Source organism: Salipiger sp. PrR003 (genome assembly GCF_010500785.1).
Lineage (GTDB): Bacteria > Pseudomonadota > Alphaproteobacteria > Rhodobacterales > Rhodobacteraceae > Salipiger > Salipiger pacificus_A.
The window spans coordinates 62,837-89,291 of the sequence record NZ_JAAGOV010000044.1; the positions used below are offsets into that span (position 1 = coordinate 62,837).

26 protein-coding genes and 3 pseudogenes are annotated in these 26,455 nt (G+C 64.1%); 16 read left to right on the plus strand and 13 right to left on the minus strand.

Annotated features, from left to right (window positions below; translation table 11 throughout):
* Window positions 1-40 precede the first annotated feature (40 nt).
* Both G0D83_RS16310 and G0D83_RS16315 read left to right on the plus strand, forming a co-directional pair.
* Window positions 41-1,165: a mannitol dehydrogenase family protein gene (locus G0D83_RS16310; RefSeq protein WP_164195863.1), complete on the plus strand. Its 1,125-nt coding sequence runs from the start codon at window positions 41-43 to the stop codon at window positions 1,163-1,165.
* Window positions 1,162-2,133, plus strand: coding sequence for an aldo/keto reductase (locus G0D83_RS16315; protein WP_164195865.1), 972 nt, complete (start codon window positions 1,162-1,164; stop codon window positions 2,131-2,133). The genes G0D83_RS16310 and G0D83_RS16315 overlap by 4 nt, the downstream gene beginning before the upstream one ends.
* Before the next feature lie 14 nt (window positions 2,134-2,147).
* Here the strand turns inward: G0D83_RS16315 and G0D83_RS16320 are convergent, their stop codons facing one another.
* Window positions 2,148-3,050 (minus strand): GntR family transcriptional regulator, encoded by a 903-nt coding sequence (locus tag G0D83_RS16320; protein WP_164195867.1) that lies wholly within the window; start codon window positions 3,048-3,050, stop codon window positions 2,148-2,150.
* Window positions 3,051-3,254: 204 nt separating this feature from the next.
* Here G0D83_RS16320 and G0D83_RS16325 point away from each other — a divergent pair, with 204 nt between their 5' ends.
* The 10 genes from G0D83_RS16325 to G0D83_RS16370 all read left to right on the plus strand — a co-directional run bounded on the left by G0D83_RS16325 (window position 3,255) and on the right by G0D83_RS16370 (window position 14,155).
* The gene (locus tag G0D83_RS16325) at window positions 3,255-4,280 is read left to right on the plus strand and encodes an ABC transporter permease (RefSeq protein WP_108969970.1); all 1,026 of its coding nucleotides are present in this window, start codon (window positions 3,255-3,257) and stop codon (window positions 4,278-4,280) included.
* 62 nt (window positions 4,281-4,342) lie between these two features.
* The gene (locus tag G0D83_RS16330) at window positions 4,343-5,287 is read left to right on the plus strand and encodes an ABC transporter substrate-binding protein (RefSeq protein WP_164195869.1); all 945 of its coding nucleotides are present in this window, start codon (window positions 4,343-4,345) and stop codon (window positions 5,285-5,287) included.
* 80 nt (window positions 5,288-5,367) lie between these two features.
* Window positions 5,368-6,177 carry an ATP-binding cassette domain-containing protein gene (locus G0D83_RS16335; RefSeq protein WP_203594991.1) on the plus strand — a complete coding sequence of 270 codons (810 nt, stop codon included), beginning with the start codon at window positions 5,368-5,370 and terminating at the stop codon, window positions 6,175-6,177.
* Window positions 6,174-7,196 (plus strand): zinc-binding alcohol dehydrogenase family protein, encoded by a 1,023-nt coding sequence (locus G0D83_RS16340; RefSeq protein WP_164195871.1) that lies wholly within the window; start codon window positions 6,174-6,176, stop codon window positions 7,194-7,196. Before G0D83_RS16335 ends, G0D83_RS16340 begins: the two co-directional genes overlap by 4 nt.
* Before the next feature lie 335 nt (window positions 7,197-7,531).
* Window positions 7,532-7,774 (plus strand): hypothetical protein, encoded by a 243-nt coding sequence (locus G0D83_RS16345; protein WP_164195873.1) that lies wholly within the window; start codon window positions 7,532-7,534, stop codon window positions 7,772-7,774.
* A 374-nt stretch (window positions 7,775-8,148) separates the two neighbouring features.
* Complete coding sequence (locus G0D83_RS16350; RefSeq protein WP_164195875.1) at window positions 8,149-10,557, plus strand: membrane-bound PQQ-dependent dehydrogenase, glucose/quinate/shikimate family; 2,409 nt, start codon at window positions 8,149-8,151, stop codon at window positions 10,555-10,557.
* A 294-nt stretch (window positions 10,558-10,851) separates the two neighbouring features.
* Entirely contained in the window at window positions 10,852-11,835 is a 984-nt protein-coding gene (gene dctP / locus G0D83_RS16355; RefSeq protein ID WP_164195877.1) for a TRAP transporter substrate-binding protein DctP, read from the plus strand.
* 59 nt (window positions 11,836-11,894) lie between these two features.
* Window positions 11,895-12,410, plus strand: a complete 516-nt coding sequence (locus G0D83_RS16360; protein WP_164195880.1) for a TRAP transporter small permease — start codon at window positions 11,895-11,897, stop codon at window positions 12,408-12,410.
* On the plus strand, window positions 12,407-13,702 hold the full coding sequence (locus G0D83_RS16365; protein WP_164195882.1) for a TRAP transporter large permease: 1,296 nt from the start codon (window positions 12,407-12,409) through the stop codon (window positions 13,700-13,702). The genes G0D83_RS16360 and G0D83_RS16365 overlap by 4 nt, the downstream gene beginning before the upstream one ends.
* Window positions 13,703-13,708: 6 nt before the next feature.
* Window positions 13,709-14,155: a type II 3-dehydroquinate dehydratase gene (locus tag G0D83_RS16370; protein ID WP_164195884.1), complete on the plus strand. Its 447-nt coding sequence runs from the start codon at window positions 13,709-13,711 to the stop codon at window positions 14,153-14,155.
* A 3-nt stretch (window positions 14,156-14,158) separates the two neighbouring features.
* On the opposite strand, the gene G0D83_RS16375 is transcribed toward G0D83_RS16370, so the two are convergent.
* Window positions 14,159-14,845 (minus strand): GntR family transcriptional regulator, encoded by a 687-nt coding sequence (locus G0D83_RS16375; RefSeq protein ID WP_164195886.1) that lies wholly within the window; start codon window positions 14,843-14,845, stop codon window positions 14,159-14,161.
* A gap of 302 nt (window positions 14,846-15,147) precedes the next feature.
* Here G0D83_RS16375 and G0D83_RS16380 point away from each other — a divergent pair, with 302 nt between their 5' ends.
* Window positions 15,148-15,324, plus strand: coding sequence for a hypothetical protein (locus tag G0D83_RS16380; protein WP_164195888.1), 177 nt, complete (start codon window positions 15,148-15,150; stop codon window positions 15,322-15,324).
* A 76-nt stretch (window positions 15,325-15,400) separates the two neighbouring features.
* Here the strand turns inward: G0D83_RS16380 and G0D83_RS16385 are convergent, their stop codons facing one another.
* Complete coding sequence (locus tag G0D83_RS16385) at window positions 15,401-16,954, minus strand: ISL3 family transposase (protein ID WP_164195890.1); 1,554 nt, start codon at window positions 16,952-16,954, stop codon at window positions 15,401-15,403.
* Window positions 16,955-17,112: 158 nt separating this feature from the next.
* Here G0D83_RS16385 and G0D83_RS16390 point away from each other — a divergent pair, with 158 nt between their 5' ends.
* Complete coding sequence (locus tag G0D83_RS16390) at window positions 17,113-18,141, plus strand: IS110 family transposase (RefSeq protein WP_164195892.1); 1,029 nt, start codon at window positions 17,113-17,115, stop codon at window positions 18,139-18,141.
* A 615-nt stretch (window positions 18,142-18,756) separates the two neighbouring features.
* A pseudogene (locus G0D83_RS16395) lies at window positions 18,757-18,840 on the plus strand (IS5/IS1182 family transposase); the annotation flags it as partial.
* A 174-nt stretch (window positions 18,841-19,014) separates the two neighbouring features.
* On the opposite strand, the gene G0D83_RS16400 reads toward G0D83_RS16395, so the two are convergent.
* From G0D83_RS16400 to G0D83_RS16430, 7 genes are read right to left on the minus strand one after another with little or no spacing between them, the layout of a single operon-like run.
* Window positions 19,015-19,662, minus strand: coding sequence for a transporter substrate-binding domain-containing protein (locus G0D83_RS16400; RefSeq protein ID WP_164195894.1), 648 nt, complete (start codon window positions 19,660-19,662; stop codon window positions 19,015-19,017).
* Window positions 19,653-20,414 carry an HpcH/HpaI aldolase/citrate lyase family protein gene (locus G0D83_RS16405; RefSeq protein ID WP_164195896.1) on the minus strand — a complete coding sequence of 254 codons (762 nt, stop codon included), beginning with the start codon at window positions 20,412-20,414 and terminating at the stop codon, window positions 19,653-19,655. The genes G0D83_RS16400 and G0D83_RS16405 overlap by 10 nt, the downstream gene beginning before the upstream one ends.
* Window positions 20,415-20,424: 10 nt before the next feature.
* A complete protein-coding gene (hpaH, locus tag G0D83_RS16410; protein ID WP_164195898.1) occupies window positions 20,425-21,207 on the minus strand; it encodes a 2-oxo-hept-4-ene-1,7-dioate hydratase in 783 nt (260 codons plus the stop codon).
* Between the two features lie 7 nt (window positions 21,208-21,214).
* On the minus strand, window positions 21,215-22,108 hold the full coding sequence (locus tag G0D83_RS16415; protein ID WP_164195900.1) for a dioxygenase: 894 nt from the start codon (window positions 22,106-22,108) through the stop codon (window positions 21,215-21,217).
* A complete protein-coding gene (gene aroQ, locus G0D83_RS16420; RefSeq protein WP_164195902.1) occupies window positions 22,105-22,557 on the minus strand; it encodes a type II 3-dehydroquinate dehydratase in 453 nt (150 codons plus the stop codon). The genes G0D83_RS16415 and aroQ overlap by 4 nt, the downstream gene beginning before the upstream one ends.
* On the minus strand, window positions 22,554-23,351 hold the full coding sequence (locus tag G0D83_RS16425) for a sugar phosphate isomerase/epimerase (RefSeq protein ID WP_164195905.1): 798 nt from the start codon (window positions 23,349-23,351) through the stop codon (window positions 22,554-22,556). Before G0D83_RS16425 ends, aroQ begins: the two co-directional genes overlap by 4 nt.
* Window positions 23,348-24,073 carry a GntR family transcriptional regulator gene (locus tag G0D83_RS16430; protein ID WP_164195907.1) on the minus strand — a complete coding sequence of 242 codons (726 nt, stop codon included), beginning with the start codon at window positions 24,071-24,073 and terminating at the stop codon, window positions 23,348-23,350. The genes G0D83_RS16425 and G0D83_RS16430 overlap by 4 nt, the downstream gene beginning before the upstream one ends.
* 169 nt (window positions 24,074-24,242) lie before the next feature.
* On the opposite strand from G0D83_RS16430, the gene G0D83_RS16435 reads away from it, so the two are divergent.
* On the plus strand, window positions 24,243-24,428 hold the full coding sequence (locus G0D83_RS16435) for a hypothetical protein (RefSeq protein ID WP_235940196.1): 186 nt from the start codon (window positions 24,243-24,245) through the stop codon (window positions 24,426-24,428).
* 53 nt (window positions 24,429-24,481) lie between these two features.
* Here the strand turns inward: G0D83_RS16435 and G0D83_RS16440 are convergent.
* The 3 genes and pseudogenes from G0D83_RS16440 to G0D83_RS16450 all read right to left on the minus strand — a co-directional run.
* Window positions 24,482-24,943, minus strand: a pseudogene (locus G0D83_RS16440) (IS3 family transposase); the annotation flags it as partial.
* 242 nt (window positions 24,944-25,185) lie between these two features.
* The gene (locus G0D83_RS16445) at window positions 25,186-26,211 is read right to left on the minus strand and encodes an IS110 family transposase (RefSeq protein ID WP_164195909.1); all 1,026 of its coding nucleotides are present in this window, start codon (window positions 26,209-26,211) and stop codon (window positions 25,186-25,188) included.
* 63 nt (window positions 26,212-26,274) lie between these two features.
* Window positions 26,275-26,455: pseudogene (locus G0D83_RS16450) on the minus strand (IS3 family transposase); the annotation flags it as partial.

Genomic DNA, 26,455 nt, shown 5'->3' on the forward strand with positions numbered 1-26,455 from the left:
AAGAGGAGTTGGCCCGGCAGAGCAGGGAGGAGGAGACACCATGCTCAGCACGCCGATCCTACAGTTCGGCACGAGCCGCTTCCTGCAGGCCCATGTTGATCTTTTTCTGTCGGAAGCCATGGCCCGCGGCGAGGCGCTCGGGCCTGTCACCGTCGTCCAATCCTCGGGCGATCCCGCGCGCGCCGCGCGGCTGCAAGGTCTCATTGCGCCCGAAGGTTACCGCGTCCACCTGCGCGGCCTTCGCGCCGGGGAGCAGATCGACGAGGAGCGCCGCGTCACCAGCGTCAAGCGCGCTCTCAGCACCGCGACCGACATGGATCAACTGTTGGGGCTTGTGCGCAGCGAAGTGCAGATCATCCTCTCCAACACTGCCGATGCAGGCTTTCGCCCGCAGCCGGCGGATGGCACGGCCGAGACGCGCCCGCAGCAGGAAATGTCTTACCCCGGCAAGCTTGCCCGACTGCTGTTCGCGCGCTTCGAGGCAGGCGGCGGGCCGATCCAGATCATGCCGACCGAACTGGTGCAGAACAATGGCGACGTGTTGCATGAGCTGGTGCTTGCCGCCTCCACTGAGCTTTGCCGATCTTTCCAAGATTGGCTCAGTACCGATGTGCTCTGGGTGAACTCGCTGGTCGATCGCATCGTCTCGGAGCCGCTCGAGCCCGCCGGGGCCGTCGCCGAACCCTATGCGCTCTGGGCCATCGAGGACCGTCCCGGCCTGATCCTGCCCTGCGCCCATCCCGAGGTTCAGGTTGTCGGTGATCTTGGCCGGGTGGAGCGGCTCAAGCTCTTCATCCTCAACCTTGGCCACACATGGTTGGTCTCGCGCTGGCTGGATGCGGGGCGCGAAGGCCCGGCGCTGGTGCGCGAGGTGCTGGCCGACCCAGAGCGCCGCGCTGCGCTCGAGACGCTCTACCGCGAGGAAGTGTTGCCGGGCTTCGCGGCAGCAGGCGAGGGCGCGGCCGCCGCTGCCTATGTGGCTGAGACGCTGGACAGATTCGCCAATCCGTTTCTGGACCACGCATTGGCGGATATCGCGCAGAACCATTCGGAAAAACTCGACCGCCGTATCGCCGCCTTCGTGACCTGGGCGCGCGGCCAAGGCGATCGCACCGCGAAACCGCGCCTCGAGGCCGCGCTTGTACACAGGAAGGACACCGTATGAAGACCAGGACTATCGGCAACACGGGCATCGAGGTAACCGAAGTCTCCTTCGGCTGCGCCAGCATCGGCAATCTGTACCGGAAGGTGAGCGATGCAGACGCCGAGGCCGTGCTGCAGACCGCCTGGGATGCGGGCATCCGTTATTTCGACACCGCGCCGCATTACGGGCGCGGCCTGTCGGAAACCCGGCTGGGACGTTTCCTGCAGGGTCGGAACCGGAGCAGCTACGCGCTTTCATCGAAGCTCGGCCGGGTGTTGTCGCCCTCGCCCGAGCCGATCGCAGAGGCCGACAGCTACATCGAGCCTTTGCCCAATCTGGTGTCCTACGATTATTCCGGCGACGGCATCCGCGAGAGCTTCGAGCAGACCTGCGGGCGGCTCGGCGTCACCCGGCTCGACATCGCATATGTGCATGACATCGGCGCCTATACCCACGGGGCGGAGGTCAACGCCGGACACATGGAAGCCTTCTTCGGCAGTGGCTACGAGGCTCTGGTGAAGCTCAAGGAAGCGGGCAGGATCGGCGCTTTCGGGCTTGGCGTGAACGAGTGCCAGGTCTGCCTTGATGTGATGGACCACGGACCGATAGACGTGATCTTGCTCGCGGGGCGTCTGACGCTGCTCGACCGCTCGGCCGAGGACGTGCTGGTGCCGCGCTGCGTGGCGGCGGGGACGAGCCTTGTGCTGGGCGGGGTGTTCAACTCCGGCATCCTCGCCACCGGCCCGGTCGAGGGCGCGACCTATGACTACGGCCCCGCACCGAAGGAGGTGCTGGACCGCGTCGCCGAGTTGCAGCGCGAGGCCGAGGCGCTTGGCATGCCGCTGGCCACCGCCGCGCTGCAGTTCGCGCTCCGTCACCGGGCGACGGCCTCGGTGCTGCTTGGCACGTCCAAGGCCTCGAGCCTGACGCGCAACCTCGACGCGCTGAAAGCCCCTGTCCCCGCGGGGACGGAAGTGCTTTTCGACTGACGACCGCGCAGGCTTCAGCCGAGGCGATGGTCCCGCAGCGAAGAAAGCAGCGTCGTCTTCGAGGTCAGGAGATGCCGCCGCGCCGCCTGTTCCGAGGTCGCCGCGTCGCGCAGCAGCAAGGCGTCGAGCAGAGCGAGGTGCTCTCCGATGGCGGCTTGGTTGCGATGCCGCTCGAAGGTCTTGTCCCACATGTAATGGTAGTGGAATATCAGAGCGATCACCTTCTGGAATTCCGCCACAAACCGGTTCTGTACCACCGAGTTGATCGTTGCGTGGAAGCGTTCATCCAGCGGTGAGAAGGCGTGAAAGTCGGTCTCGATCCGGTCCAGCAGGTCGAGATGCTCTGCGCGGAGCGTTTCCAGCTTAGGCCAGATCGGGTGGCTGCCAGGCAGGGTCACGAGCTGCTGCACCGCGTTGAGTTCAAGCAGGCTGCGGAACTCCGAAAGCTCGACCGCAAAGGCCGCAGTGAAGCCGAGCAGCAGCCAGCCGCCCTTCTTGCGCCGCTCGACGAGGCCGAAGCGGCTGAGCCCGGCCAGGAACTCTTGCAGCAGTTGCGGTGTCACGCCGAACTCGCGCGAGAGCGCCGCCACGTTGAGCGGTGTCCCCGCGGGGACATCGAACCGCAGGATCCATTCGAGAAAGCGGCTCTCGAGCATCTCGGGATCCTCGGTCTTGGTCTCGAGGGGCAAGCGATCGTCGGGGCGCGGAGCGCGGAGCAGGGATTTCTCGCGGCCCTCCCAGCGGATCATCCCATGTGTCGAGGCGTGCTGAAGGCAGGCGCGCACCACTGTGCGGCTGACCCCGAGCCGGTCGCCGAGGGCGTTCTCCGACGGGAGCGAGTCGCCGGGGGCGTGCCCGCCGCAGAGGTCGAGCAGGCTGTTGTAGGTCTCGCGGAAGCGGGTGTCGCTGCGTGCCATTTCTCAGCTCTCTGCGGGTCGGAGTGGATCAGTCTGCGTCATGTGGCCCCTGCCGGTGCCCCTCAGTTGGTATTTTACCGATGAATTAAATTATTAAAAACACTTGACCCAGGTCAAGCATCGCGACACGCTGTTTTTAATAATTTTGTGCCGCATGGAGGGGAGACCATGCCTCGGCGCATCAGCCGGACCCCGGGAGGACCCATGGCCAATATCTCGCAGCCGTCGCAAGGCGCCTGGACCCGTATGTTGCCCGGTTCCGCGGCAGCCTTTCACCGCATATCGGCGTTGCTGACGCTGGCAATCCTCGTGATCGCCTTTTCCTTCGCGAGCCCCGCCTTCCTGTCGGTGAACAACACGCTGACGATCCTGCTGCAGACCTCGGTGATCGGGCTTCTTGGCATCGGCATGACCATGGTGATCATCACCGGCGGCATCGATCTTTCGGTGGGCTCGGTGCTGGCGCTCTCGGGCACCGTCACTGGCTTGATGGTCAAGGCGGGCGTTCCGGTGGTGCCCGCGATGATGCTCGGTGTCTGCATGGGCGCGGCCTGTGGCCTTTTCAACGGCTTCGTCGTTACCAAGATGAAGATCACCCCCTTTGTGGCGACGCTCGGGATGATGCTGATCGCCCGCGGCGCGGCATTGCAGCTGACCGGCGCGGCCCCCATCTCGCAACTCGGCGAGGCCTTCGGGGTGCTTGGCAACGGCGCGCTCTTCCGCGTGGTCGAGATGCAACCGAACGGCTTTCCCAAGGTGATCTTTCCCGGCATCCCCTATCCGGCGATCCTGCTGGTGATCGTGGCGATCGCGGCCTCTTACATGCTGCGCCGCCGCGCAATCGGGCGGCACATCTATGCCACCGGGTCCAACGAGGAGGCGGCGCGCCTGTCGGGCGTGCTCGTCGACCGCACCAAGCTGATCGCCTACACGCTTTCGGGTGCGCTGGCCGGCGTTGCGGGCAACGTGCTGATGTCGCGGCTGATCACCGCTCAGCCAAGCGAGGGCGTGATGTACGAGCTCGACGCCATCGCCGCGGCGGTGATCGGGGGGGCCTCGCTGATGGGCGGTGTCGGCGGCATCTCGGGCACGATGATCGGTGCCTTCATCATCGGCGTGCTGCGCAACGGGCTGAACATGGGGGGCGTTTCCTCCTTTATCCAACAGATCGTCATCGGCTTCGTCGTGATCGGCGCGGTCTACATCGACCAACTGCGCAACCGCCGCTGAGGCGGGCCGCAGAGGGTACAGAATTTTCCAACGAAGACTGTCATCTAGGGAGGAAAGACAGGATGAACGGAAGACTTACAACGCTCATGGCAGCCAGCGCGCTGGCGCTGACCGCGGCGGGCGCCGCCCAGGCGGGCGAGATCGCGGTGATCGTCAAGACCACCAGCTCGAACTTCTGGCAAAACGTGAACCTCGGCGCGACCGCTGCGATCGAGGGCCAGTCCGAGCACACGATGACATTCGACGGGCCGGCCACCGAGAGCGCCATCGCCGACCAGGTGAACCTCGTCGAGAACGCCATCAACCGCGGCGTTGCCGGCATCGTATTGGCGCCTTCCGACCCCGAGGCGCTGGCCCCGGCGGTAAAGCGCGCCTTTGAATCGGCGATTCCGGTGGTGATCATCGATAGCGCACTGGCCGAGGGTGCCAAGGGCACCTACCAGGCGTTCCTATCCACCGACAACTGTGCCGCGGGCGAGTTGGTCGCCAGCGCGATGATCGACAAGGTGGGCACCGAGGGCAAGGTCGCGGTGATGTCCTACGTTGCAGGTGTGGGCTCCGAGATCGGCCGCGTCGGTTGCTTCAGCGACTATCTCAAGGCGAACTCTTCGCTCGAGATCGTCGGCCCTTACTACTCGCAGTCGCAGATGGCCAACGCGCTGAACCAAACCACCGACGTGCTGGCAGCGAACCCCGACCTCGTGGGCATCTTCGGCGCCAATGAGCCGACCGCCGTGGGCATGGGCCGCGCCATCGAACAGGCGGGCAAGGCGGGCCAGATTGCGGCCTTCGGCTTCGACGGCAACGCCGATCTGCAGGATTTCGTGCGGTCCGGCACGCTCGACGCGATCGCCGTGCAGGGCTCCTTCCAGATGGGCGAGCTCGGTGTGAATGCAGTGATGGACGTGATCGCCGGAAAGACCGTCGAGAGCTTCATCGACACCGGTGTTGTGCTGGTGACCAAGGACAACATCGACGCGCCCGAGGCGCAGAACGTCCTCTACTGAGCCAAGCGGCCGGGGTCCTCGGGGCCCCGGCCGTGCCCTTTGACGACCGCCGTGAAGACCCAATTCGAGGACCGCCCAGCATGAGCCAGACACAGCTTGCCCCGCAGGCACCAGCCCCCCTTGTCGAGATGCGCGGCATCGAGAAGCACTTCGGCGGCGTGGTGGCCGTCAACGGTGTCTCGCTCGATCTGATGCCCGGCGAGGTGGTGGGCGTGCTCGGCCACAACGGCGCGGGCAAGTCGTGCCTGATGCGCATCCTCTCGGGCGCCATGGCGCCCAGCCACGGCGAGATCCGCATCCGCGGCGACGTGGTCGAGATGGGCTCGCCGCAGGATGCGCGGGCGCATGGGGTCGAGACCATTTACCAGACATTGGCGCTGGCCGACCATCTGGACGCGCCGTCGAACCTGTTTCTGGGTCGCGAACTGAAGACGCGCTTCGGCAATCTCGACGACAAGCGCATGCTCGCCGAGGCGCGCAAGGTGCTGGCGACGCTGAACCCCAATTTCACCAACCTCAAGGACCCGGTGTCGAGCCTGTCCGGCGGGCAGCGGCAGGTCATCGCCATCGCGCGCGCGATCTACTTCGACGTGAAGATCCTGATCATGGATGAGCCCACGGCGGCGCTCGGCCCGTCGGAAACGGCGATGGTCGCCGAGCTCATCCGCAAGCTGCGGGCGCAGGGCATCGGTATTTTCCTCGTCAGCCACGACATGCATGACGTTTTCGATCTCTGCGACCGGGTGGTGGTGATGAACAAGGGCAAGCTCGTGGGGGCCCATGACATCGACGAGGTGCACAAGGATGACATCTTGTCGCTGATTATCAAGGGCGAGCTGCCGGCCGACTGGCGGCCGCGCAACCTTGGCACCGGGGAGCGGGTGCAATGAGCCGCCCTACCGAAACCATGCTCTGCGGCACCTGCGTCGAGCCCGGCAAATTCGCGCTCGAGGGCCGGCCGAAACCCGTCAGCGCGCCCGAGGGTTGGGTTCTGGTGGATATTGCCGCCGCCGGCCTTTGCGGAACCGATTACCACATTCTAGAGGGCAAACATCCCTACCTGAACTATCCGCGGGTGATCGGGCACGAGCTGTCGGGCTTTATCACCGAGGACGCGGCGGGCTGGCGCGCGGGCGATCTGGTGGTGATCAACCCCTATGTTTCCTGCGGCAGCTGCAGGGCCTGCCGGCGTGGCAAGCCCAACTGCTGCATGTCAATCGAGGTTCTGGGCGTGCATCGCGACGGCGGGCTCTGCGCGCGGATCGCCGTTCCGGCGACCAATCTCTATGCCGCGGAGGGGCTCCGTCCCGAGCAGGCGGCGATGGTCGAGTTTCTCGCCATTGGGGCCCACGCGGTGAGCCGCTCGGGCATCGCGCAGGGCGACCGCGTTCTGGTGACCGGGGCAGGGCCGATCGGGCTTGGGACCGCGCTCTTCGCCCGGCTCGAAGGCGCCGAGGTGCACCTGATGGACCTGAGCCCGGCGCGGCTCGAGCAGGCGCGGCGCCTCTTCGACTTCGAGCATCTCCACATCGCGGGAGAGCCGATCCTGGAAGGCGATCTGTCGGACGGCTTCGACCTGATCTTCGACGCCACAGGCAATGCCAAGGCCATCGAAGCGGGCTTCCCGCTGCTGGCGCATGGGTCGTCCTATGTGCTGGTCAGCGTGGTGAAGGATCAGATCACCTTCGAGGACGCCGAGTTCCACAAGCGCGAAACGCGGATCATCGGATCGCGCAATGCGCTGAAGTCCGATTTTGAGCGGGTCATGACGGCCATCGCGGCGGGCGACATCGATACGGACGCTCTGCTCTCGGAACGCATCGCGCTGGCCGATCTGCCTGAGCGCTTCCCGCTGCTGGCCAAGGAGCGGGACGAGCTGATCAAGGCAGTGGTCATGCCGCTGGGATAAGTGGCTGCCAGGGGCGTCAGGGACGTCAGGCGAGCGCCAAGACCAGCGCGTGCTGCACATGGCCATTGTCGCTGCGGCTCGGACCTAGGCCGCGATCTGCGCGGGGCTGCACGGGGGACTTGGCGCGCGCGATCTCCTCGCACCCCAGCGATGGACGAGATTACCGCCTGCGCTGCCAGAACGCCGACGTCGGCGCCGTAGATTGCGGCGGGGTCAATGCTGTCGAACAAGGCCGGCACGGCCCCTCGCGCGTGGCATCGACATTCCGGGTGCCCCGGGTGCCGGTCCCCGGATTGCCGGAGAGGAGCTCGCTCACGCAGTTCCGGAGGTGGTGGGTGCCACTCTCGACAGGGATCCTGCTGGAGAACGGCGCGTTGCGCGTCCGCGTGCTGGCTGGCAACAACGCCGGTGGCACGCCGTGGGACGTCACCCACCAAAGGGAACTCGCCTTTGTGCAAAGCGCCCAGTCGACGGATCGATACTTTCCATCCAAGTACATATCACGACGTTATCCGCTGTTATTCCAGAGCGATGACACCCTCAGCAAAGTTCCCGCGAATGCGGAGGCGCCTGAGTAAGAAATTCCTTGGCTCGTCCCGCTCGCGCTTCTCGACTGCTGTTTCGCGACGCAAGGCGTCGGGCCGCACACTTGTAACAGGCGGCAGGTTGGTAGGCGCGGCGCTCTTCGATCTCCTACTCCAACACGGGCTCTCGGCTGCAATGCGCCCGCGTGGGCTATGGGCTCGCATGTGAAGTGTCGCACCCTCTCAGCGTTCACGATTGGGTGTGCACGCGCAATCACGCACACGCTCGGTGCCGTCCTGCCCTTGCGTCGCTCTGCTCGAGGTGAAATTCACCGGCTGGTACATTCGAGTCGCGTGGGCCCCAGGGAGGAGGATTGCTCGCGCACTTTGGCTCGTGTGTCTGAGTGAAGCTCACCAGGAAATAAGACATGACCGAAACATCCTCCCTTTCCCGGCCACTGACGTGGCTGATGGTCCTATTTGGCGCGCTCGTTGCGCTGGCGGGGCTTGGGCTGGCCGGCGGCGGCGTGATGCTCATCGCGCGCGGCGGCAGCTGGTACTATCTTTTGATGGGGCTTTCGCTCCTCGCCTCGGGCGTTCAGATCGCGCGCGGCGCGCCCTCGGGCGCCGTGGTCTACACCGTAGCCTTCGCCCTCACAGTGATTTGGGCCTTCTGGGAAGCGGGCCTCGACTTCTGGGCGCTGCATGCCCGCATCTTCACCTTCCTCTGCGCCTTCGCGGCGATCCTCGCGCTGCACCCGCTGACGCTGAAGCGCGCGGGCCGAAAGCCGATGACCGGTGCATGGCTCGGCGTGGCCGCGGTGGCGCTGATCGCCGTGCTCGGCATGGGCTGGGGGATGTTCCAGCCGCATGGCAAGCACGTCTCGCGGGTTGCCGCCGGCGAAACCCCGGTGCCGGCGAATGCGCCGCAGGACTGGACCAGCTACGGCGCCAATGGCGATGAGACCCGTTTTGCCGCGCTTGACCAGATCACCCCCGACAACGTCGGCGAGCTGGAGGTCGCATGGACCTTCCGCACCGGCGACACCCCGGTCAGTCCCGGCGGCGGTGGCGCCGAGGATCAGGGCACGCCGTTGCAGGTGGGCGATGACCTCTTCTTCTGCTCGCCGAACAACACGGTGATCTCGATTGACGCCACCTCGGGGACCGAGAACTGGCGCCATGACTTCCCGACCGAGACCCGCACCTGGGTGCGCTGCCGCGGCCTTGCCTATTTCGACGCCGCAGTGCCGCTGCCGCAGCCGACGCTGCCGGGCGCGACGCCGGTTAGCCCGGTGAATCTCTCCGATGACGCCGCCTGCCAGCGCCGCATCTTCATGAACACCATCGACGCTGTGCTCGTGGCGCTCGACGCCGAGACTGGCGCGCTCTGCGAGGACTTCGGCAACGGTGGCACCGTCGACCTGAAAGAAGGCCTCGGCGCCGCGCAATCGCCGCTCTATTCGCTGACCTCGCCGCCGACGCTGGCGGGCTCGACCGTCGTCGTGGGGGGCCGCGTGGCCGACAACGTGGCGCTCGACATGCCGGGCGGCGTGATGCGCGGCTTCGACGTGATCACCGGCGAGATGAAATGGGCCTTCGATCCGGGCAATCCCGAGGATCGTGATGCCCCTGCAGAGGGCACTGCCTATACCCGCTCGACCCCGAACGTTTGGGCGCCGATGACCTATGACGCGGCCTCCAACACCGTGTTCATGCCGGTCGGCAACGCCGCCATCGACCTCTGGGGCGTTGAGCGTACCCCGGAAGACGAAAAATACGGCGCGTCGATCCTCGCCCTCGATGCCACCACCGGCGACGAGAAGTGGGTCTACCAGACCGTGCACCACGACCTGTGGGATTTCGACGTGCCGATGCAGCCGACGCTGATCGACTTCAAGGGCACGCCCGCGCTGGTCTTCGGCACCAAGGCCGGTCAGATTTTCGTGCTCGACCGGGTCACCGGCGAGCCGCTGACCGAGGTCGAGGAAGTGCCGGTGAAACCGGCGACGATCCCCGGCGAGAAGTACTCCCCGACCCAGCCGAAATCGGTGGGCATGCCGCAGATCGGCGCGCAGCACCTGACCGAGGCCGATATGTGGGGCGCAACCCCTTTCGACCAGCTGATGTGCCGGGTGATCTTCAAGGGCTACCGCTATGAAGGGCTCTTCACCGCGCCGGACAGGGACTACTCGCTGTCCTTCCCCGGTTCGCTCGGCGGCATGAACTGGGGTGGCCTTTCGTATGACCCTACGGCCAACACCGTCTTCGTCAACGACATGCGTCTCGGCCTCTGGGTGCACATGATGGAGCAGGATCCCGAGGCGGCGGCCTCGAACGGCTCCGAAGCGGTCAACACCGTGATGGGCGGCGTGCCGCTCAAGGGCACGCCCTATTCGGTGAACAAAAACCGCTTCCTGTCGCCGCTCAGCATTCCCTGCCAGGAGCCGCCGTTCGGTACACTGACCGCGATCGACATGGACACCCAGCAGGTGGCCTGGGAGGCGCCGCTCGGCACCGTGCAGGACACCGTGCTCTTCGGCATGAAGATGCATCTGCCGATGCCGGTGGGCATGCCCACCATCGGCGGCTCGCTCAGCACCCAGGGCGGGCTCGTGTTCTTCGCCGCGACGCAGGACTACTACCTGCGCGCTTTCGATAGCGCGACCGGCAAGGAGGTCTGGAAGGCACGCATGCCCGTCGGCTCGCAAGGCACGCCGATCTCCTACGTCAGCCAGAAGGACGGCCGGCAGTACATCGTGATCTCGGCCGGCGGCGCCCGCCAGTCCGCCGATCGCGGCGACTACCTGATCGCCTACGCGCTGCCGCAGGGCTGATCGGCCGGGCACACGGCGGATCGCAAGAGCATAAGGCCGGCCCGAAGGGGCCGGCCTTTTCTGTTGCGGGCTTCCGCTGGATCGAAGGCCGACACCGCGCGCAGGTGGTCTGGGGCGCATGATCGCCGAGGGTTCCTCGCATCTTCCCATTCGTTCGATGCTGACCACCAGACGGGGCCTTCAGTTTCAAGGCAGCGGGGGGACACCAGGGTTTACGCGTCGCGCTGTTTCGACGTATGATCTTATGATCATCATATGATCGGAGAATCGTATGTTATCAAATGGGAGGAACGAATGACCAACCGCAGAACTTTTCTTGGGGCCATCGCTGCTGGCGGCCTGGCACTGGGCGCGGGCCTGCCTGCCTTCGCGCAGGATGCTGCAAAACTTCGCTTTTCTGCCGTGTTCTCAGAGCAGGACATCCGCGCCGAGATGATGAAGAAGCTCGCCGCCTCGGTGTCGGACTTTGCAGACATCGAGCTTTTCTACGGCGGAAACCTCTTCAAGCAGACCACCGAGATTATCGCGATCCAGCGCGGCAACCTCGAGATGGGCAACATCGCGCCTCAGGACATCGCGACTCAGATCAAGGAATTCTCGATCCTGACCTCGGCTTATCTGTTCCGCGACGTCGACCATTTGAATGCCTTCTTCGCGAGCGATGCGGGTGCCGAGATGGTGGCCTTGGCGGAAGAGCGGCTCGGGATCCACATCCTTGGCCCGACCTACTTCGGCACGCGGCAGGTCGGTCTCAGGATCGACAAGGAAATCAACACTCCCGAGGACATGAGCGGGGTGAAGCTGCGTATGCCGGGCGGCGATGCCTGGCAGTTCCTTGGCAAGGCGCTTGGCGCGAACCCGACGCCGATGGCCTATGCGGAGGTCTACACCGGCCTGCAGACCGGCGCGATCGACGGCCAGGACAACCCGCTGCCGAACGTCGAGAACATGAAGTTCTATGAGGTGATGGACCAGATCGTCATGACCTCGCACCTTGTCGGCTACGATCTTCTGGTGATTTCGGCCGAGGTCTGGAATGGCTTTACTGACGAGCAGCGCGCCGCATTCCAGGCCGCTGCCGACGAGGCGATCGCCTGGAGCGCGGAGCAGCACCTCGCCCGCGAGGCCGAACTCGCCGAATTCTTCAAGGAGCAGGGGCTGAAGATCTCAACCCCCGATGTCGACGCCTTCCGCAGCTACGCGCAGCAGATGTACCTCGACTCCGAGCTCTCGGCGGACTGGCCCGAGGGCATGCTCGAGCGCATCAACAGCCTCTGACCGGCTGACCCCCACCAATGCCGCACCCCAAACGGGTGCGGCACCCGAAAGGTGAGACCTTGGAAAGACTGACCGCAATCGGGCTCTGGCTTCGGCGCAGGGCAGAGAACATTGCTGCGCTCATGCTGGCGGTGATGTTCGTCGCCTTCATCGTGCAGGTGGCGTTTCGCTATCTGCTGAACTTGCCCGTCGGGGGAGCCTCCGAGCTGACCATCATCATGTGGCTGTGGCTGGTGCTCTGGGGGGCGTCTTTTGTGCTGAAAGAACGCGAGGAAATCCGCTTCGATTTCCTGCTTTCCAACGTCGGACCCAAGGCGCGGCGGGTGATGAGCTTCTTGGCCTGTGCCGCGCTGCTGTTTCTCTACGGTTATTCGCTGCCGGCGGTCTGGGACTTCGTGACCTTCATGAAGATCCAGGAAACCTCCTACCTCGACATCCGCTACGACTGGGTGTTCTCGATCTACGTGATCTTTGCGGTGGCGACGCTGCTGCGCTACGCGTGGCTGCTGCTGGCGACGCTGCGGGGACGAGACGTGGAGGGAGCCCGATCTGCCGGTGCGGAGGGGGACCAATGATCGATCCATTCACCGCCTCTGTTCTTTCCATCGTGCTGCTGGCGCTGCTCGGCTTGCCAGTCGGCCACGCGATGATCGCCTCGTCGATCCTCTACCTGATGCTCAGCGGGCAGGACATGGGGATCGCCGCCGAGCAGCTGCTCAACGGCATGTTCTCGAGCTATATCCTGCTCGCCGTGCCGCTTTTCATCCTGGCCGCCGAGCTGATGAACTCCGGGAATATCACGCTGCGCCTGCTGGCATTCTGCAATGCGTTCATCGGCCGCTTCCCCGGCGGGCTTGCGCTGGTCAACGTCGCGCAGTCGATCATCTTCGCAGGCATGTCCGGCTCGGCCATCGCCGATGCCGCCGGCTCGGGCAAGATGATGCAGCGCATGATGACCGAGGGGGGCAAGTATCCGGCGGCCTTTGCAGCCGCGCTCACCGCCTCGACCGCGGTGATCGGCCCGATCATTCCGCCGTCGATCCCGATGGTGATCTACGCGCTCGTGTCGGATGCCTCGATCGGCTACCTGTTCCTCGCCGGTGTCGTGCCGGGTATCCTGATGGGGCTGGTGCAGGCCGGGATCATCGTGCTCAGCGCGCGGCGCCGGCAATTCCCGGTGGAGAAACCGGTGCCCCTGCGCGACCTGCCCAAGATCACCCTCGACGCGCTGCCCGCGCTGATGATGCCCGTCGTGCTGCTTGGCGGCATCTATGGCGGGGCAACCACACCGACCGAGGCAGCGGCGGTCGCGGCGCTCTACGCGCTGCTGGTCTCCGCGATCCTCTATCGCAGCGTCTCGTTCGGCTCGGTCTACAGCTCTGTCCTTTCCAGCGCCCGCACGACGGCTTCGATTGGCATGCTCATTGCCGGGGCTCTGGTGTTCAATTACGTCGTCACGGTCGAGAACATTCCGGCGTCGCTCAGCACCTGGCTTGCCGGGTTCGAGCTGTCGCCGATCGCCTTCTTGTTGATGGTCAACCTGATCCTGCTGGTTCTAGGCTGCCTGCTTGAGGGCACCACGATCCTGCTGGTCATCGTGCCGGTCTTCATTCCCACCGCGAATGCGCTTGGCATCGACCTCGTTCACTTCGGGATCGTCTGCGTGGTCAACATCATGCTGGGTCTGGTGACGCCGCCCTACGGGCTTCTGCTTTTCGTAATGACCACTATTTCGGGCTGCTCGCTGAGCCGGATCATCCGCGAAATCCTGCCCTTCCTTCTGGCCCTTCTCGTGGCGCTGGCGCTCATCACGCTGGTCCCGGACCTGTCGCTCTGGCTGCCGCGCCTCTTCGGATACAACGGATAAAATAAGATGAAGAAACCTGTCTATGTGCTGAACGGTCCGAACCTCAACCGCCTCGGCAAGCGCGAGCCGGAGATTTACGGCCATGTCACGCTCGCCGAGGTGGAAGAGAATTGCACGAAAGCCGCAGGCGAGGCCGGTCTGGTGTTTCGTCAGACCAATTCCGAAGAGCGGATGATCGAGTGGATCCACGAGGCGATCGACGACTCCTGCGCGCTGCTTATCAACCCCGCCGCCTTTACGTTTTATTCGATGGCGATCATGGACGCGCTGAAGATGTATCCGCATCCGCTGATCGAGTATCACATCACCAATGTTCATCGCCGCGAGAAGATGTACCACACCTCGCTGGTGTCCGGCGTGGCCACAGCGGTGATGGCGGGCGCCGGAACACGCGGCTACGGCTACGCGGTGAAACTCCTGCTGGAGATGGCCGCTGAACGGGAGGCGGCGTGATCCTTAGGCGGGGATCTTGCCGCTTGAGATGATGTGTTCCATGCCAGCGGTGACATGAGAGGTCAGCAAGGCAACCGACGCTTCGGCGTCGCGCCCGACGACGAGGTCGCGCAGTCGCGCGTGCTCTTCCGCAGCCGGACGGCCGCGAAAATCAAGCACGTGGAGATGGTAACGCATGTAGCGGTCAAAGATGTTGGAGTGGGTGGCATTGAGCGCCGGCATGTCGCAGGCCATCACCGTGGCGTGGTGGAAGTCCCAGTCGTATTGCACCCATTTCATCACCAGCGCCTCGTCGCCGCCGATCAGCTGGCTTTCGACCGAATGCAGCTTGTGATGGCAGGAGACAACATGGGCCTCCCACTCGAGCGAGCCGACGGCGATCGAGCGGCGCAGCGCATGACACTCCAGAAGCAGACGCATCTCGCAGACGTCGCGCAGGTCTGCCTGGCTGATCTGCGCGACACCAAAGCCGCGATTGCCTTCGGCGACGACGAAGCTCTCGGCCACGAGGCGGTTGAGGATTTCGCGCAGGGTGCTGACGCTGGCGCCATAGATCTCGCGCAGCCGCTCGAGCCGCAGGCGATCCCCCGGCTTGAGCGTGTTGGTGATGATGTCGAAGCGGATCCGGCGCAGGACCTTCTCGGCAATGCTGCCCCCTTCGTCATGCATTACGAACGTTTTCTCGGTCACGTCGGCCTGTCCTGTTCTGCCCGTTGTCTGTCATCACTGCCGACCCGCGCGAAAGTCGCGCAGGCGCCAGCGGTCATATTACATGATTCTGAGATATCAATCATATGACGCTGTCATTATCATACCTGACCCTTGATCATCATACAATCGAGAGAGCGATCGGGATCGCTGCGCAAACGGGCTATGAAGCGCTCGGCCTTCGTCTCGCCCCGGCCTTCCCGGGTGGCGAGGCCCAGTCCATTCGGAGCGGTGCCGGTACGCTTCAAGGACTCCGTCGCGCGCTCGCGTCGAGTGGATGCACCGTGTTTGATGTCGAGATGGTACGCCTTGATACCGATTTCCGCATCGCTCGGGTGCTCGACCTGCTCGACGATGCCGCCGCGCTGAACGCGAGCCGCCTGCTCGTGGTCGTCGACGATCCCGACCTGCGGCGAGCGGCGGACTCCTACGCGCTTCTGCGCGCCGAGGCCAGTGTGTGAACAGGCATGGAAAACTGACCCCGTAGCGGGGTGATCGGCGTCCAAAAATGGGTCCGACTCAATTTCTGTGACGTCTTCATGCCGAATGCTGGAGACGTGCAAGAAGGAGGTTGATACCAGCTGCACCATACATCTGCCGTTTCAGCATCTTCAGCCTGTTGATCTGGCCTTCAGTCTGGCCGTTGGACCAAGGCTCGCGAAGCGCCGCCGCAACCGCGTCGAGATCGGCAGAGAGCCCGCGCGAAAAGGCGGCCAGTCCAGACGCCTTCGCCTGATCCAACCAGTCAGCCAGCCAGTCCTCCTCGCAGTTGCGGACCATGGAGGTGAAGGCATCGAGGAGCCGACGGTCCTGCGCCAGTTGCGGCAGAGCGTGCTCGACCTGCGTGACGAATATGCTGTCCGTCTTCGAGAGGTGGTGCCGACCAGAGGCCATCATGCGGAAAATCCTGCGGCTCGGAGGACACTTGCTTGAGCCATGGGGGATGGCGGCCTCGGCGCGGCGTTGACGCGTGGCCCATTCACCGACGACGCGGAGACTTCCTTGGAAGCCGTTCGACCGCAGTCGGCGCCAGGGTTCAGCGCCATTGCGACAACCCTCCAGCCAATGCTTCTCCAACAGCGGGAACCAGGGCGTAAGGCTGCTTTGTCGCAGCCGGAAAACGTCTTCTCGTTCGCCACGGAGGACGCGCCGGACCAGACCCCGGCTCAAACCAGTGTTCCGGACGATCCGCTTGATGGGCACACCTTCGGACCCCATGCGCTGGATCATCACGTTGGTTTGCTGGCGCCGCTGAAAACCTTCGAATTGCAGGCGTTCCGCCGCAGTCAGAATGCCGGGATCCAGTGCGGCGCTGCAGGCCGTTCTTCCTATGGTGGGCATTGCGCGACGGACGGCGGCCAAAAACGCATCGCTCGCGTTCTGCAAGAGATGCCAACGGTCGGCAACCTGGGTCGCATCAGGAAGCGCTTCGGAGATTGCCTGCCTGTATCCGCCGTTTCGGTCACGAGCGACGACTTCGATCTTCGGATGCTGACGCAGCCAGGCAGCGACCGTCGCAGGCTCGCGATCCGGCAGCAGGTCGATGACGGCACGCCGCTCGAGATCGCAGATCAGCGTTCCATAGCGCTGTCCCTTGCGCCAGGCCCAGTCGTTGATTCCGACTACGCGCGGTTCACAGCCCATGGTCCGCACACGTGACGCAGCCCTGCGGAGAAAGGTATCCTTGCTCAGGCTGAACCGCAGTCGCCGCCCCAGTGCCTGGGCTGGTCGACCGCCCATCGCACGGCCGAGGTAGGCGGCGAGGTCCTGAAATCGCCCGGTCCGACGACCATAACGGCACGCAAGGCAATCCGGGACTTGCTCGCTGAAAGCTTTCGTGGCGCAGTTCGCCTCAACACAGCGGAACCGCTGCACTGACAAGCGTACCTGCACAGCACGACCATGCGCTGGAAAATCCTTGAGGTGCCGGACACAACGTCCATGCGGACGGGAAGACCGCTGCCCGCAACCCGGACAGATCACCTTGGCGTCAGTGACCTCGGCGTCAATCGCAAGGATCGCGCCATCTGCGCGGTATCCGGTTGCGCGAAGCCCCTCAGGCAACAGCTTGGTGTCGAAACGTCCTGTCATGGCGCTCATCCCTTCAGGTTATACGCCAAATGTAGGAGCTATGCCGCAAGACATCACACGATGTGCGTCGGAGCCAAAGTTCGCGGCCGGTTTTAGGATGGCCCACCCTTCACCGCCCTTGAGGTATCCTCCTGGCATCGAAGGAGAGGGAGAAGGCAATGAAGGTATCGGTCATCGGAGTTGATCTCGGCAAGAACTCCTGCAGCTTGGCAGGAATGGATGAAACTGGGCGCCTGGTCTTTCGAAAGCGGGCGAGCCGTTCTGGTCTCGTCGAAATAGTTGGGAAGCATCCCGGCTGTATGGTCGCGATGGAGGCTTGTTGCGGGGCGCATCATCTCGGTCGCGTCTTCGCGGAGCTTGGGCACGAGGTGCGCCTGATGTCACCTGAATACGTCCAGCCCTACGTAAAAGCTCAGAAGAACGATGACCGTGACGCAGAGGCGATCGCTGAAGCTGCGACGCGTCCGACTATGCGCTTTGTGCCGGTTAAGACACAGGCACAATCAGACCTCCAGTCCCTGCACCGAGCACGTGAGCGTCTCGTGGGAGATCGCACTGCCCTGATCAATCACCTTCGAGCGCTGCTTCTCGAGCGCGGGGTGATCGTCGCAAAGGGGCGCGCCAAGTTGGCCCGGGAACTCAGTGATGTCCTATCAAACCCTGCTCCAGAACTGAGCTCTCGCATCCTTCTCCTGATTGAGGACCTTGTCGACGACTGGAACCGCCTCGACGCGCGCATCGCGGCTTTTGACAAGGAAATCGTTGCGGTTGCCCGTGCCGACGAAGCGATGCGCCGCCTTACCTCGATCCCGGGCATCGGACCGATCAACGCGACAGCGCTGGTCGCCGCGATCGGTGATGCCAGTGTCTTCACCAAGGGGCGAGACTTGTCTGCCTGGCTTGGCCTGGTTCCGAAACAAGCAACAACCGGTGGCAAGCCGCGGTTACTTGGCATCACCAAGCGTGGGAACCGCTACCTGCGAAAGAACCTCGTCCACGGCGCGAGGGCAGTCCTGCCCAAGCTCGCCGCACAGGATACACGCATCGGGGACTGGTTGCGCGGGATGCTGGCCCGAAACCACAAGAACGTTGTCGTGGTGGCGCTGGCGAACAAACTCGCCCGGATCTGTTGGGCGGTACTGACTGGACAGCAGGCTTTTAAGCACGAGGCCAAGCCTGCACACTGAGATGAGGCCGTCGTCCTCAGAGTATTGAAGGCGACTGCCGACGATGTCTGCGAAGAGTAGGACAGATGGCAAAACAGTCGAACGGCGGTGTGGAAACCTGAGCGTTGTCAACGGCCAACATGGCCGAGCCGATTACGAGGACCACATCGCGCGTATCTCCATCTTGGCAGGGAGTTCACTCCGAGGCCGGATTCGTTGACGCAGACTGTGAAACCTGAATGTCAAACCACTTGCAGACAGGGTGGGCCATACGTTGACAGCGATGGTCGGGAACGAGCCCGTTTCGGAAGGGCCAGTTCCTCACTGCGGGCGTTAGCAGCAGAGTCTTCGCTGCGGCGCGGTAAAATTTCATGCTGCACCGCAGCTATGGATCTCGTCGTTCGTGCGCCGCGCAGCGAAATCCTCGGGAGAAGCGACCAAACCGCCTACGGAGTGTGCGTTCGCTGCGAATGTCGGTCCGAGTAACAATTGGATTCGGATGTTTCTTGGCTCCAGGTTCGCTGGAACACCGCATCTACCCGGTACTTTGGACACGCGAAGCGGCGTTAGGCTCAGATGGACCCATGGATTAGCACGGCTTCGCGCGATTCAACCTCCGCTAGAAGGAGGCTGACGATGTGCGATCTTTTCTGGTTAACCGAAGCGCAGATGGAGCGGCTGCAACCTTACTTCCCAAAGTCGCACTGCAACCCACGGGTGGCCACGCAGAATAATACCGGGAATGAGATTCTCGTCTTGAAGCGCAGAACCATCGCACAGCACGTCGACCAACACCGCGTGCCTCAGCCGCGCGGGTGAAGCTCTCATGCGGAGCGGCCGCCTCTTTTCTCGAGCGACACATGGCATTCCTGCCCTCCGATACATCGGCTTAACTCACTCGTCACCGTGAAAAGTCTGAACGATTTGGTCTACGAACGCCATTTGCGCGCGGTTCTGGCGCGGTAGCGCCACGGCCTGTTCGATCTTGGCGAAACAGTCGGGTACGACACCGTACGCCGCATCTTTGTGGTCGGACAGGGTGTTGCGGATGCCCGCCAGCGCAGCCCCTTCGCCTGCCCGGAACCGCGCGAGCGCCTCGGCGGGCGTGGCTGCGGCGACGAGATCGCCCGGCTTCGCGAGGGTTTCGAGGTACGCGTGATAGGCCGCACCGCGCGCGCTCAGGATAGGCTCCCCCGACGCCAGAACGGCTGAACACCTTAGCATTGGAGATCGGTCGCGCACGAGGAAGGTTGCCTCCACGGATCGGTATGGCACGCTGAAGGCGATCCGATCCGTCCGCGCGGGATCGATGGCGAGAAAGGCAATGTCCCACTCGCCTCCGACGGCGTCGACCGCCGCGCGTGCGTTCGGATACTCGACAGGAACGAGCCGCAGCCCGGCCACTTCGGCAAGTCTCTGGGCGAGCGCGTAGGCGACCCCGGTATACGCAGCGCCGTCCTTCCGGATCAGCGCGGCGTTGTTCATGTTCAGCCCGACGCGGAGCGTGCCGCCCTGTCCGAGCGCGTGGCCTGTCAGTCCCATTCGGCCCGCCGCGACAGGGCCGCCTTGCGGAGAAGTCCGCTATCCACGTCAACCGCGATGAAGCGCGCGCCTGCGGCTTTCGCCTCGCGTAGGAACTCCTGGTCCAGCGAGAGGATGCCCGCCGGAACGCCCAGCCGGTCCAGCTTGGCGAAAGCCTCGAGGATCGCCGCCTTCACCTCGGGATGCGAAGGCTCGCCGGGATAGCCGAAACTGGCGGCCAGATCGGCAGGCCCGATGAAGACGCCGTCCACGCCCTCGACGGCAGCGATCTCTTCGATCCTGTCGAGCGCCTCGCGGGTTTCCACTTGCAGGAGCAGACAGATCTCTTCGTTGGCACGTTGGGCATAGCCCGAGACCGCGGCGTAGCGGGTGGCCCGGGTGATCCCGGACACGCCGCGGATTCCCTTCGGGGGGTAGGTCACGGCAGCGACGGCAGCCCGCGCCTCGTCCGCGTTCTGGACATAGGGGATCAGCAGGGTCTGGGCGCCGGCATCGAGCAGCTTCTTGATCTCGACCGGATCGTTCCAGCCGGGGCGCACCACGGGGCTCGTGGGATAGGGGGCGACCGCGCGCAGGAAGGAGATCGCTTCCGCCGGGCCGACCGGGGAGTGCTCGGTGTCCAGCATGACCCAGTCGTAGCCGCAGCCGGCCAGCAATTCGGCGACCGTGGGGTCGCACAGCGAATGCCAGATGCTGATCTGGCGACGGCCCTCGCGGAGGGCGGTTTTGAAGGTGTTGGGGGGCAGATTCATGATACTGATCCTATTCGAAGCCGACGCCGATCGAGCCAAGCTCGCCGTAGTCCGCCGCGATGACATCGCCGGACTTGATATCCACGGGTCGCGTGAAGGCACCGCCCAGGACGATGTCGCCTTTCTTCAGGCCATCCCCCAGCGGTGCCAGTTTGTTGACAAGCCAGGCCAGGCCCGCGGCGGGGTGTCCCATGACGGCCGCGGCGAGGCCGCTTTCCTCGATCACGCCGTTCTGCGACAGGGTCGCGCCGACCCGGCGCAGATCGACGTCGAAGGGCCGGATCGGGCGACCGCCCAGCACGATGGCGCCGAAGGCAGCGTTGTCGGCGATGGTATCAACGATCTGGCGGGGGACCTCGGTGCGGTAGTCGATGATCTCCAGCGCGGGCTGCACGAATTCCGTCGCGCGCAGCACGTCGTGGATCTGGCACCCCGCTCCGGACAGGTCCTCGCCCATGATGAAGGCCAGCTCGACCTCCAGTCGGGGCTTGATGAAGGTGCCGGCGGTGATCCGGGCGCCATCCTGAAACAGCGCATCGTCGAGGATCACACCATAGTCGGGCTCGGTCATCTTCGAGGCCTGCTGCATGGCGCGGCTGGTCAGCCCGATCTTGCGCCCAACGATCCGTGCGCCGTCGGCGATGCGTGCCTCGGCCCAGCGGCGTTGCACGTCGTAGGCATCCTCGAGGGTCATGTCCGGCCATGTGGCGGAGGGTTGCGGGCAAACCTCACGGGACCGTTCGGCGGTCAGGATCGCATCCGCCGCCGCCTGGCGGTTCTGGTCGCTCAACATCTCAGTCTCACTTGATTGGTGGAATGGGGAGGCGGGATTCGCCGGGTTCCATGACGAGGGTATGCTCGAGGGTGTACCATTCGCCGATGTCGCCCTCCTCGGGGTGCGGCCCGTCATGGCGCTCGAGCTTGCCGATCAGCGCCTCGGTCACGCCGAACTGCACGTCCGATGTCAGGTAGTCGGTTTCGTCCACGTAGGTCTGGTTGATCAGTGTCTTGAAGCCCTGCTTGTGGGCAAGGACATGCACATGCGCAGGGCGATAGGGGTGGCGGCCCTGCGCCTTCAGCAACTGGCCGACGGTGGTGTCGGTCGGGATCGGGTAGCCGATCGGCTTGACCGACTTGAACCGGACGACCCCGTCTGAATCGGTGATGAACTTGCCGCGCAGGTTGTAATCCGCCTGGCTTTCATCCTGGTTCTCGTAGAGCCCCACGGGCGAGGCGTGCCAGATATCGACCTCCAGCCCCTCGACCGGACGGCCGTCCTGATCGTGAAACTGAAACAGACCGTAAAGTCGCGGCCCGGGCGTATCAGAGCGTAGGATCGAGCCGCCGTTTTCGGTCAGCGGCTGGTTCATCCGCCAGAACGGGCCGAGCAGCGATTGCGTCGTCTCTGTTGCGCCGCCATCGCCGTTGTTCAGCAGGCACACAAGCGAGGACACCCCGAGCGAGCCTGCCATCAGCACAAACTCGTTGTGCTTGTCATTCGACTGCTGCCCCATTGCGTTGAGGATCTTGGTGGCGGCCTGAAACTCGGACTCGCTCAGCCGCACATCGCGAATGAAGCCGTGCAGATGGGTGATGAGGGATGTCATGATTTCGCGCAGGCGCGGGTCGCTGGTTTGCGCCATGACGGCCTGTACGGCCGGCGTCACGTCTCGTTCGCTCTTGATGATCGTCATGTCGCAGCCTCCGTCGATCTTTCCACAAGCTGGCAGATGCGCCGCACGCCGGCGGCATAGCCTTCGATCCCGAGGCCCGCGATGACACCGTCGGCGCGATGCGACACGTAGGAGTGGTGGCGGAATGCCTCGCGCTTGTGCACCTGACTGATATGGACCTCGATGACCGGCGGCTCATAGGTGTTGAGCGCGTCCAGAATGGCGACCGAGGTATGCGTGAAGGCGGCCGGGTTGATCACCATCCCGCAGGTCGTCTCGCGGGCCTCGTGGATCCAGTCGATGATCTGGCCTTCATGGTTCGATTGCAGCAGCCGGATATCGAAATCCTCGGCGCAGGCGGCCTCGCAGAGTCGGGTGACATCCTCGAGCGTCTCATGGCCGTAGATCTGCGGCTGGCGCTTGCCGAGCAGATTCAGGTTCGGCCCATTCAGGACCACGATGGTCTTCATGTCGGCTGTCCTTCCAGAAGGGCGGTTGTGGCGGAGTGAATGGCACGGGCGCGCTCCGCCGGGGGGCGGGGGTCGTCGGCTGACGGCAGTTCGACCGAGATGACGGTGTCGGCGGGCAGCGCGGCCACGATTTCGCGCAGGGGCAGGGCGCCCTCGCCGGGTAGGAGGCGCCCGCCGCGGGCCTCGGCGATCAAGGCGTCGGTGGCGCTCGGGCGCGCAGAGGGGGCATCACAGAGCTGGGCCGAGACGACGCGGTCTTCGGGCATCGCCGCGATGCCTTGCGGCGTGCCGCCACAGCGCACGTGATGCAGCGCGTCGACAAGGTAGGCGGCGTTGGGCGCGCCGGATCGGTCGATCAGCTCGAGACAGGCCTGAGGGCTGTCGATGCCGCGCCATGCCATGCACTCGAGATCGACGCCGAGACCGCGCTCCTGTGCCAGCGCGCAGACCTGCGCGAAGCGATCGGGCAGGCCGTCGAACAGGTCGGCGCAGGTGTTCACGCGCCTGCCGCCAAGCTCCGCCGCCGCATCCATCGCCGGGATCAGTGACCGGGGGTCGAGGGCGCGGTCGATGACCACCGTCTCGATGTCGTAGAGGGCGATCCTTTCGCCCTCCATGACGCGGCGCAGCTCCGAAACGTCCTGCGTGGCGGGAAGGTAGTGGACCCCTCCCGGCGCGACGGGGTGAAACCTGAGGCCCACGAAGTCGAACCCCGATCGCCGTGCCAGCCTGACGAGATCGGCGGGGGCGAGGTCGAGAAAGGTGAAATGGCCGAGGCCGAGCGGACGGGTCATTCTGAGACCTTGGGAAGCTCTGCGGCGATGAGGCGGCGCAGGTTGTTCGTGGATCTCTCGATATGTCTGCACAGCAATTCGGCCGCGTCATCGGCGCGCCGCTCGACCGCCGCCTGCGCGATGGCCGTATGCTCGTCGATGACCTCCCGCTGAATGCCGACCGCTTGCAGGTAGATGTGCCGATACCGGTCGTTCAGGTTGACCAGCGAGTTGTACATCTTCAACAGCAGTGGCATGTCGCAACGCTCTATCAGGGCAAGGTGAAACGCGTTGTTGGCAGCCTCCCATTCGGCCAGGCTGGCATTGTCCCCGGCGATGCGGTCGGTCTTGTTGAGGCGGTAGAGCGCCGCCATCACCGACGTCTCCCAGTCGAGGCCGCCATTCGCGATCGACCGGCGCAGCGCGTAGGGCTCGAGCTCGATGCGCAGCGCGCTGACCTCGTCGAGATTGGCGACCGAGGTCGGGGTGACCGTGTAGCCGCGCTGAGTCGCAACCTCGATCAGCCCATCGGACACCAGACGGGTCACGGCCTCGCGCAGCGGCGAGAGGCCGACACCCATCGTCGTGCGCAGCTGATCGAGGTTCAGGCGCGCGCCGGGCTTCAGGATCCCATGCAGGATGTCGTGCCGCATCCGCGCCTCGACCTGACCCGCAATCGTCGGCTTGCCGACGGATTTCTGGGCGGTGTCCGGTGTTCTGGCTGTTGCATCCAACGTGGTCATGGGGCGTGTCCGAAGTTTCTATGAGTGGAAGATTTCATGGCTTAGTATCGATGTAAAGATTGAAAATCGATTTCTCTAGACTGGGTGGATTTATTTCTCTACTCCTCGATTCATTGGATTCGGCGGGGCCGGTGACGGTCGCCCGAACTGAAATTCAGGGAGGAGACAAATGTCATTTTCGGTTACTCGGAGTGCTGTACTGGCCGCCACGGCGGCTCTCGCCGTCACGTCCGGCAGCGCGTTCGCTCAGGATAAGGTTCAACTCCGGCTGTCGGCGGTGAATTCCGAAACCGATCAGCGCGCCGTCGCGATGACCGAGGTTTTCGGGCCGGCGGTTGCCGACTTCGCGGACTGAGGTGGTCCCCATTTCCCGGACAGTTTTGCGGCGCTGCTAAGCTTGCCTGGTGATCATGCTGCCGCCTTGAGGCCGGGGCCCTGATGGGCCTCGACCGGTGTTCTGCCTCCAAGTGCCGAATGTGGGCGCTCGGTGTTGTAGAAGGTCATCCACTTTCCGATGCCTGCCCGGGCCGCAGACCCGGTTTCGAAGGCGTGGAGGTAGACGCACTCGTATTTCAGCGACCGCCATAGCCGTTCGATCATGACGTTGTCCATCCAGCGTCCTCGACCGTCCATGGAGACCTTCACTGTCGCGTCCAGCAAGGGCTGCGTGAAGCGCGGGCTGGTGAACTGGCTGCCCTGATCCGTGTTGAAGATCTCGGGCCGTCCGTGGAGCCGAAAGGCATCCTCCAGCGCCTCAATGCAGAACTCGGTGTCCATCGTGTTTGAGAGCCGCCAGGACAGCACTCGGCGCGTCGCCCAGTCCATGATCGCCACGAGGTAGAGGAAGCCCCGCCGCATGGGAATGTAGGTTCTTTAATTGATCCCTTGCGCTCGTTCAGTTTGTCTTTCCGGTCGGCCGCCTGCAAGGTTCTTTCCGAAGTCATCCGCGAAGGAGCTTCATCTCGGCGTTCAAGGCTCGGACGTCCCCAGGTGATATGCGCGGTATCCGCTTGGGTCCGCAGGTAGATCTCACGGGATCGATCCGTTGCCTGCCGCTTTGGCCGACGCGGCAACTGTGTGGCGCGCCTTGTTGGGTCAGGTATCGGACATGTTCACGCCTCCCGCTCCTCGAAGACGCCGCCACTTGTCCAGATCGCGTGCATGATCACGGCCAGCTTGCGCGCCAAGGCGACGACGGCCTTCTTGTGGCTCGTTCGTTGCTTCAAAGCCGTGGCCCAGTTCTTGAGCGCCATTCCTCGTCCGGGTTTTACTCGGCAAAGCAGTGAGTTGGCCGCTTCGTACAGTATTGTCCGCAACAATCGGTCCCCGCGTTTGGAGATGCGGCCGCCGTAGTCGATTGCACCGGACTGGTACCGTCTGGAGGTCAGCCCTGCATAGGCCCCCACCGAGCGCGATTTCGCGAAGCGCTCCGGCGCGTCGATCGTCGCCACGAAGGTTGCAGCCGTGACCGTTCCCACTCCGGGCACTGTCATCAGGCGGAGGCATGCGTCGGACCCTTTCACCTGCCGGACCAGTTCCTTGGTCAGCGCAGCGGCCTGCCGCAGGGCTTCCGTGCGTACCGCCAGAAGGGGCAGAATGATTGGCGCCAATGCGTCGTGCCCCTCAAGAACAGCGCATATGCGACCCTCGTAGGTTCGTGGCTGAGTCGGCACGCGCAGCCCGAAGCTGGCAAGAAGACCGCGGATGGTGTTTTCCGCGTTTGTACGAATGCTGATCGCCGCGTCGCGGGCAGCCAGTAGGGCTCGACGCTCCTGCGCCTGTCGGCTCTTGACCTCGACCTTCCGATAAAAGCCCGTCCGAGCGAGATCGGCCAGCATCGCTGCGTCGTTGGTATCAGTCTTGTTATGCATCTGGCCGAGCACTGCATGGGCCTGCCGGGCATCGACACACACCGCCGGCAGGCCGCGCCTTGTCAACTCATCGTAAAGCCAGTTCGCCATGCGGCCTGTCTCGAGAATGACGCGTTCAAGCCCATCCCGAAAGGGGGCGAGCGCCGCGAAGATCGCATCCGGATCAGTCCTCGTCTCACAAGCCTTATCCATGCTGCCATCCGAGCGGCGTACGCAGATCGCGGTCTTTTCCTTCGAGACGTCCAGTCCGACATAGTATCGTTCCATTTTCACTCTCCTCTTCCGTAGTTCCAGAGAACCGTCAGAGAGCGCGGGGGATCAATTACTCCGAGTGATGTCCGCGCACCAGACCTGGTTCGGGCGCTCGATCACCAAATCCCTGAGCAGATAGGGATACTTGCGGTGCTCCGGGTGGGGCACAGTCGTGCGCGGCTGCTGGTAGACAGCGCGCAGGCCCATCCTCGCCATCAGCCGCCGGATGCGCTTGCGCCCGACGCAGTAGCCCTGGTTG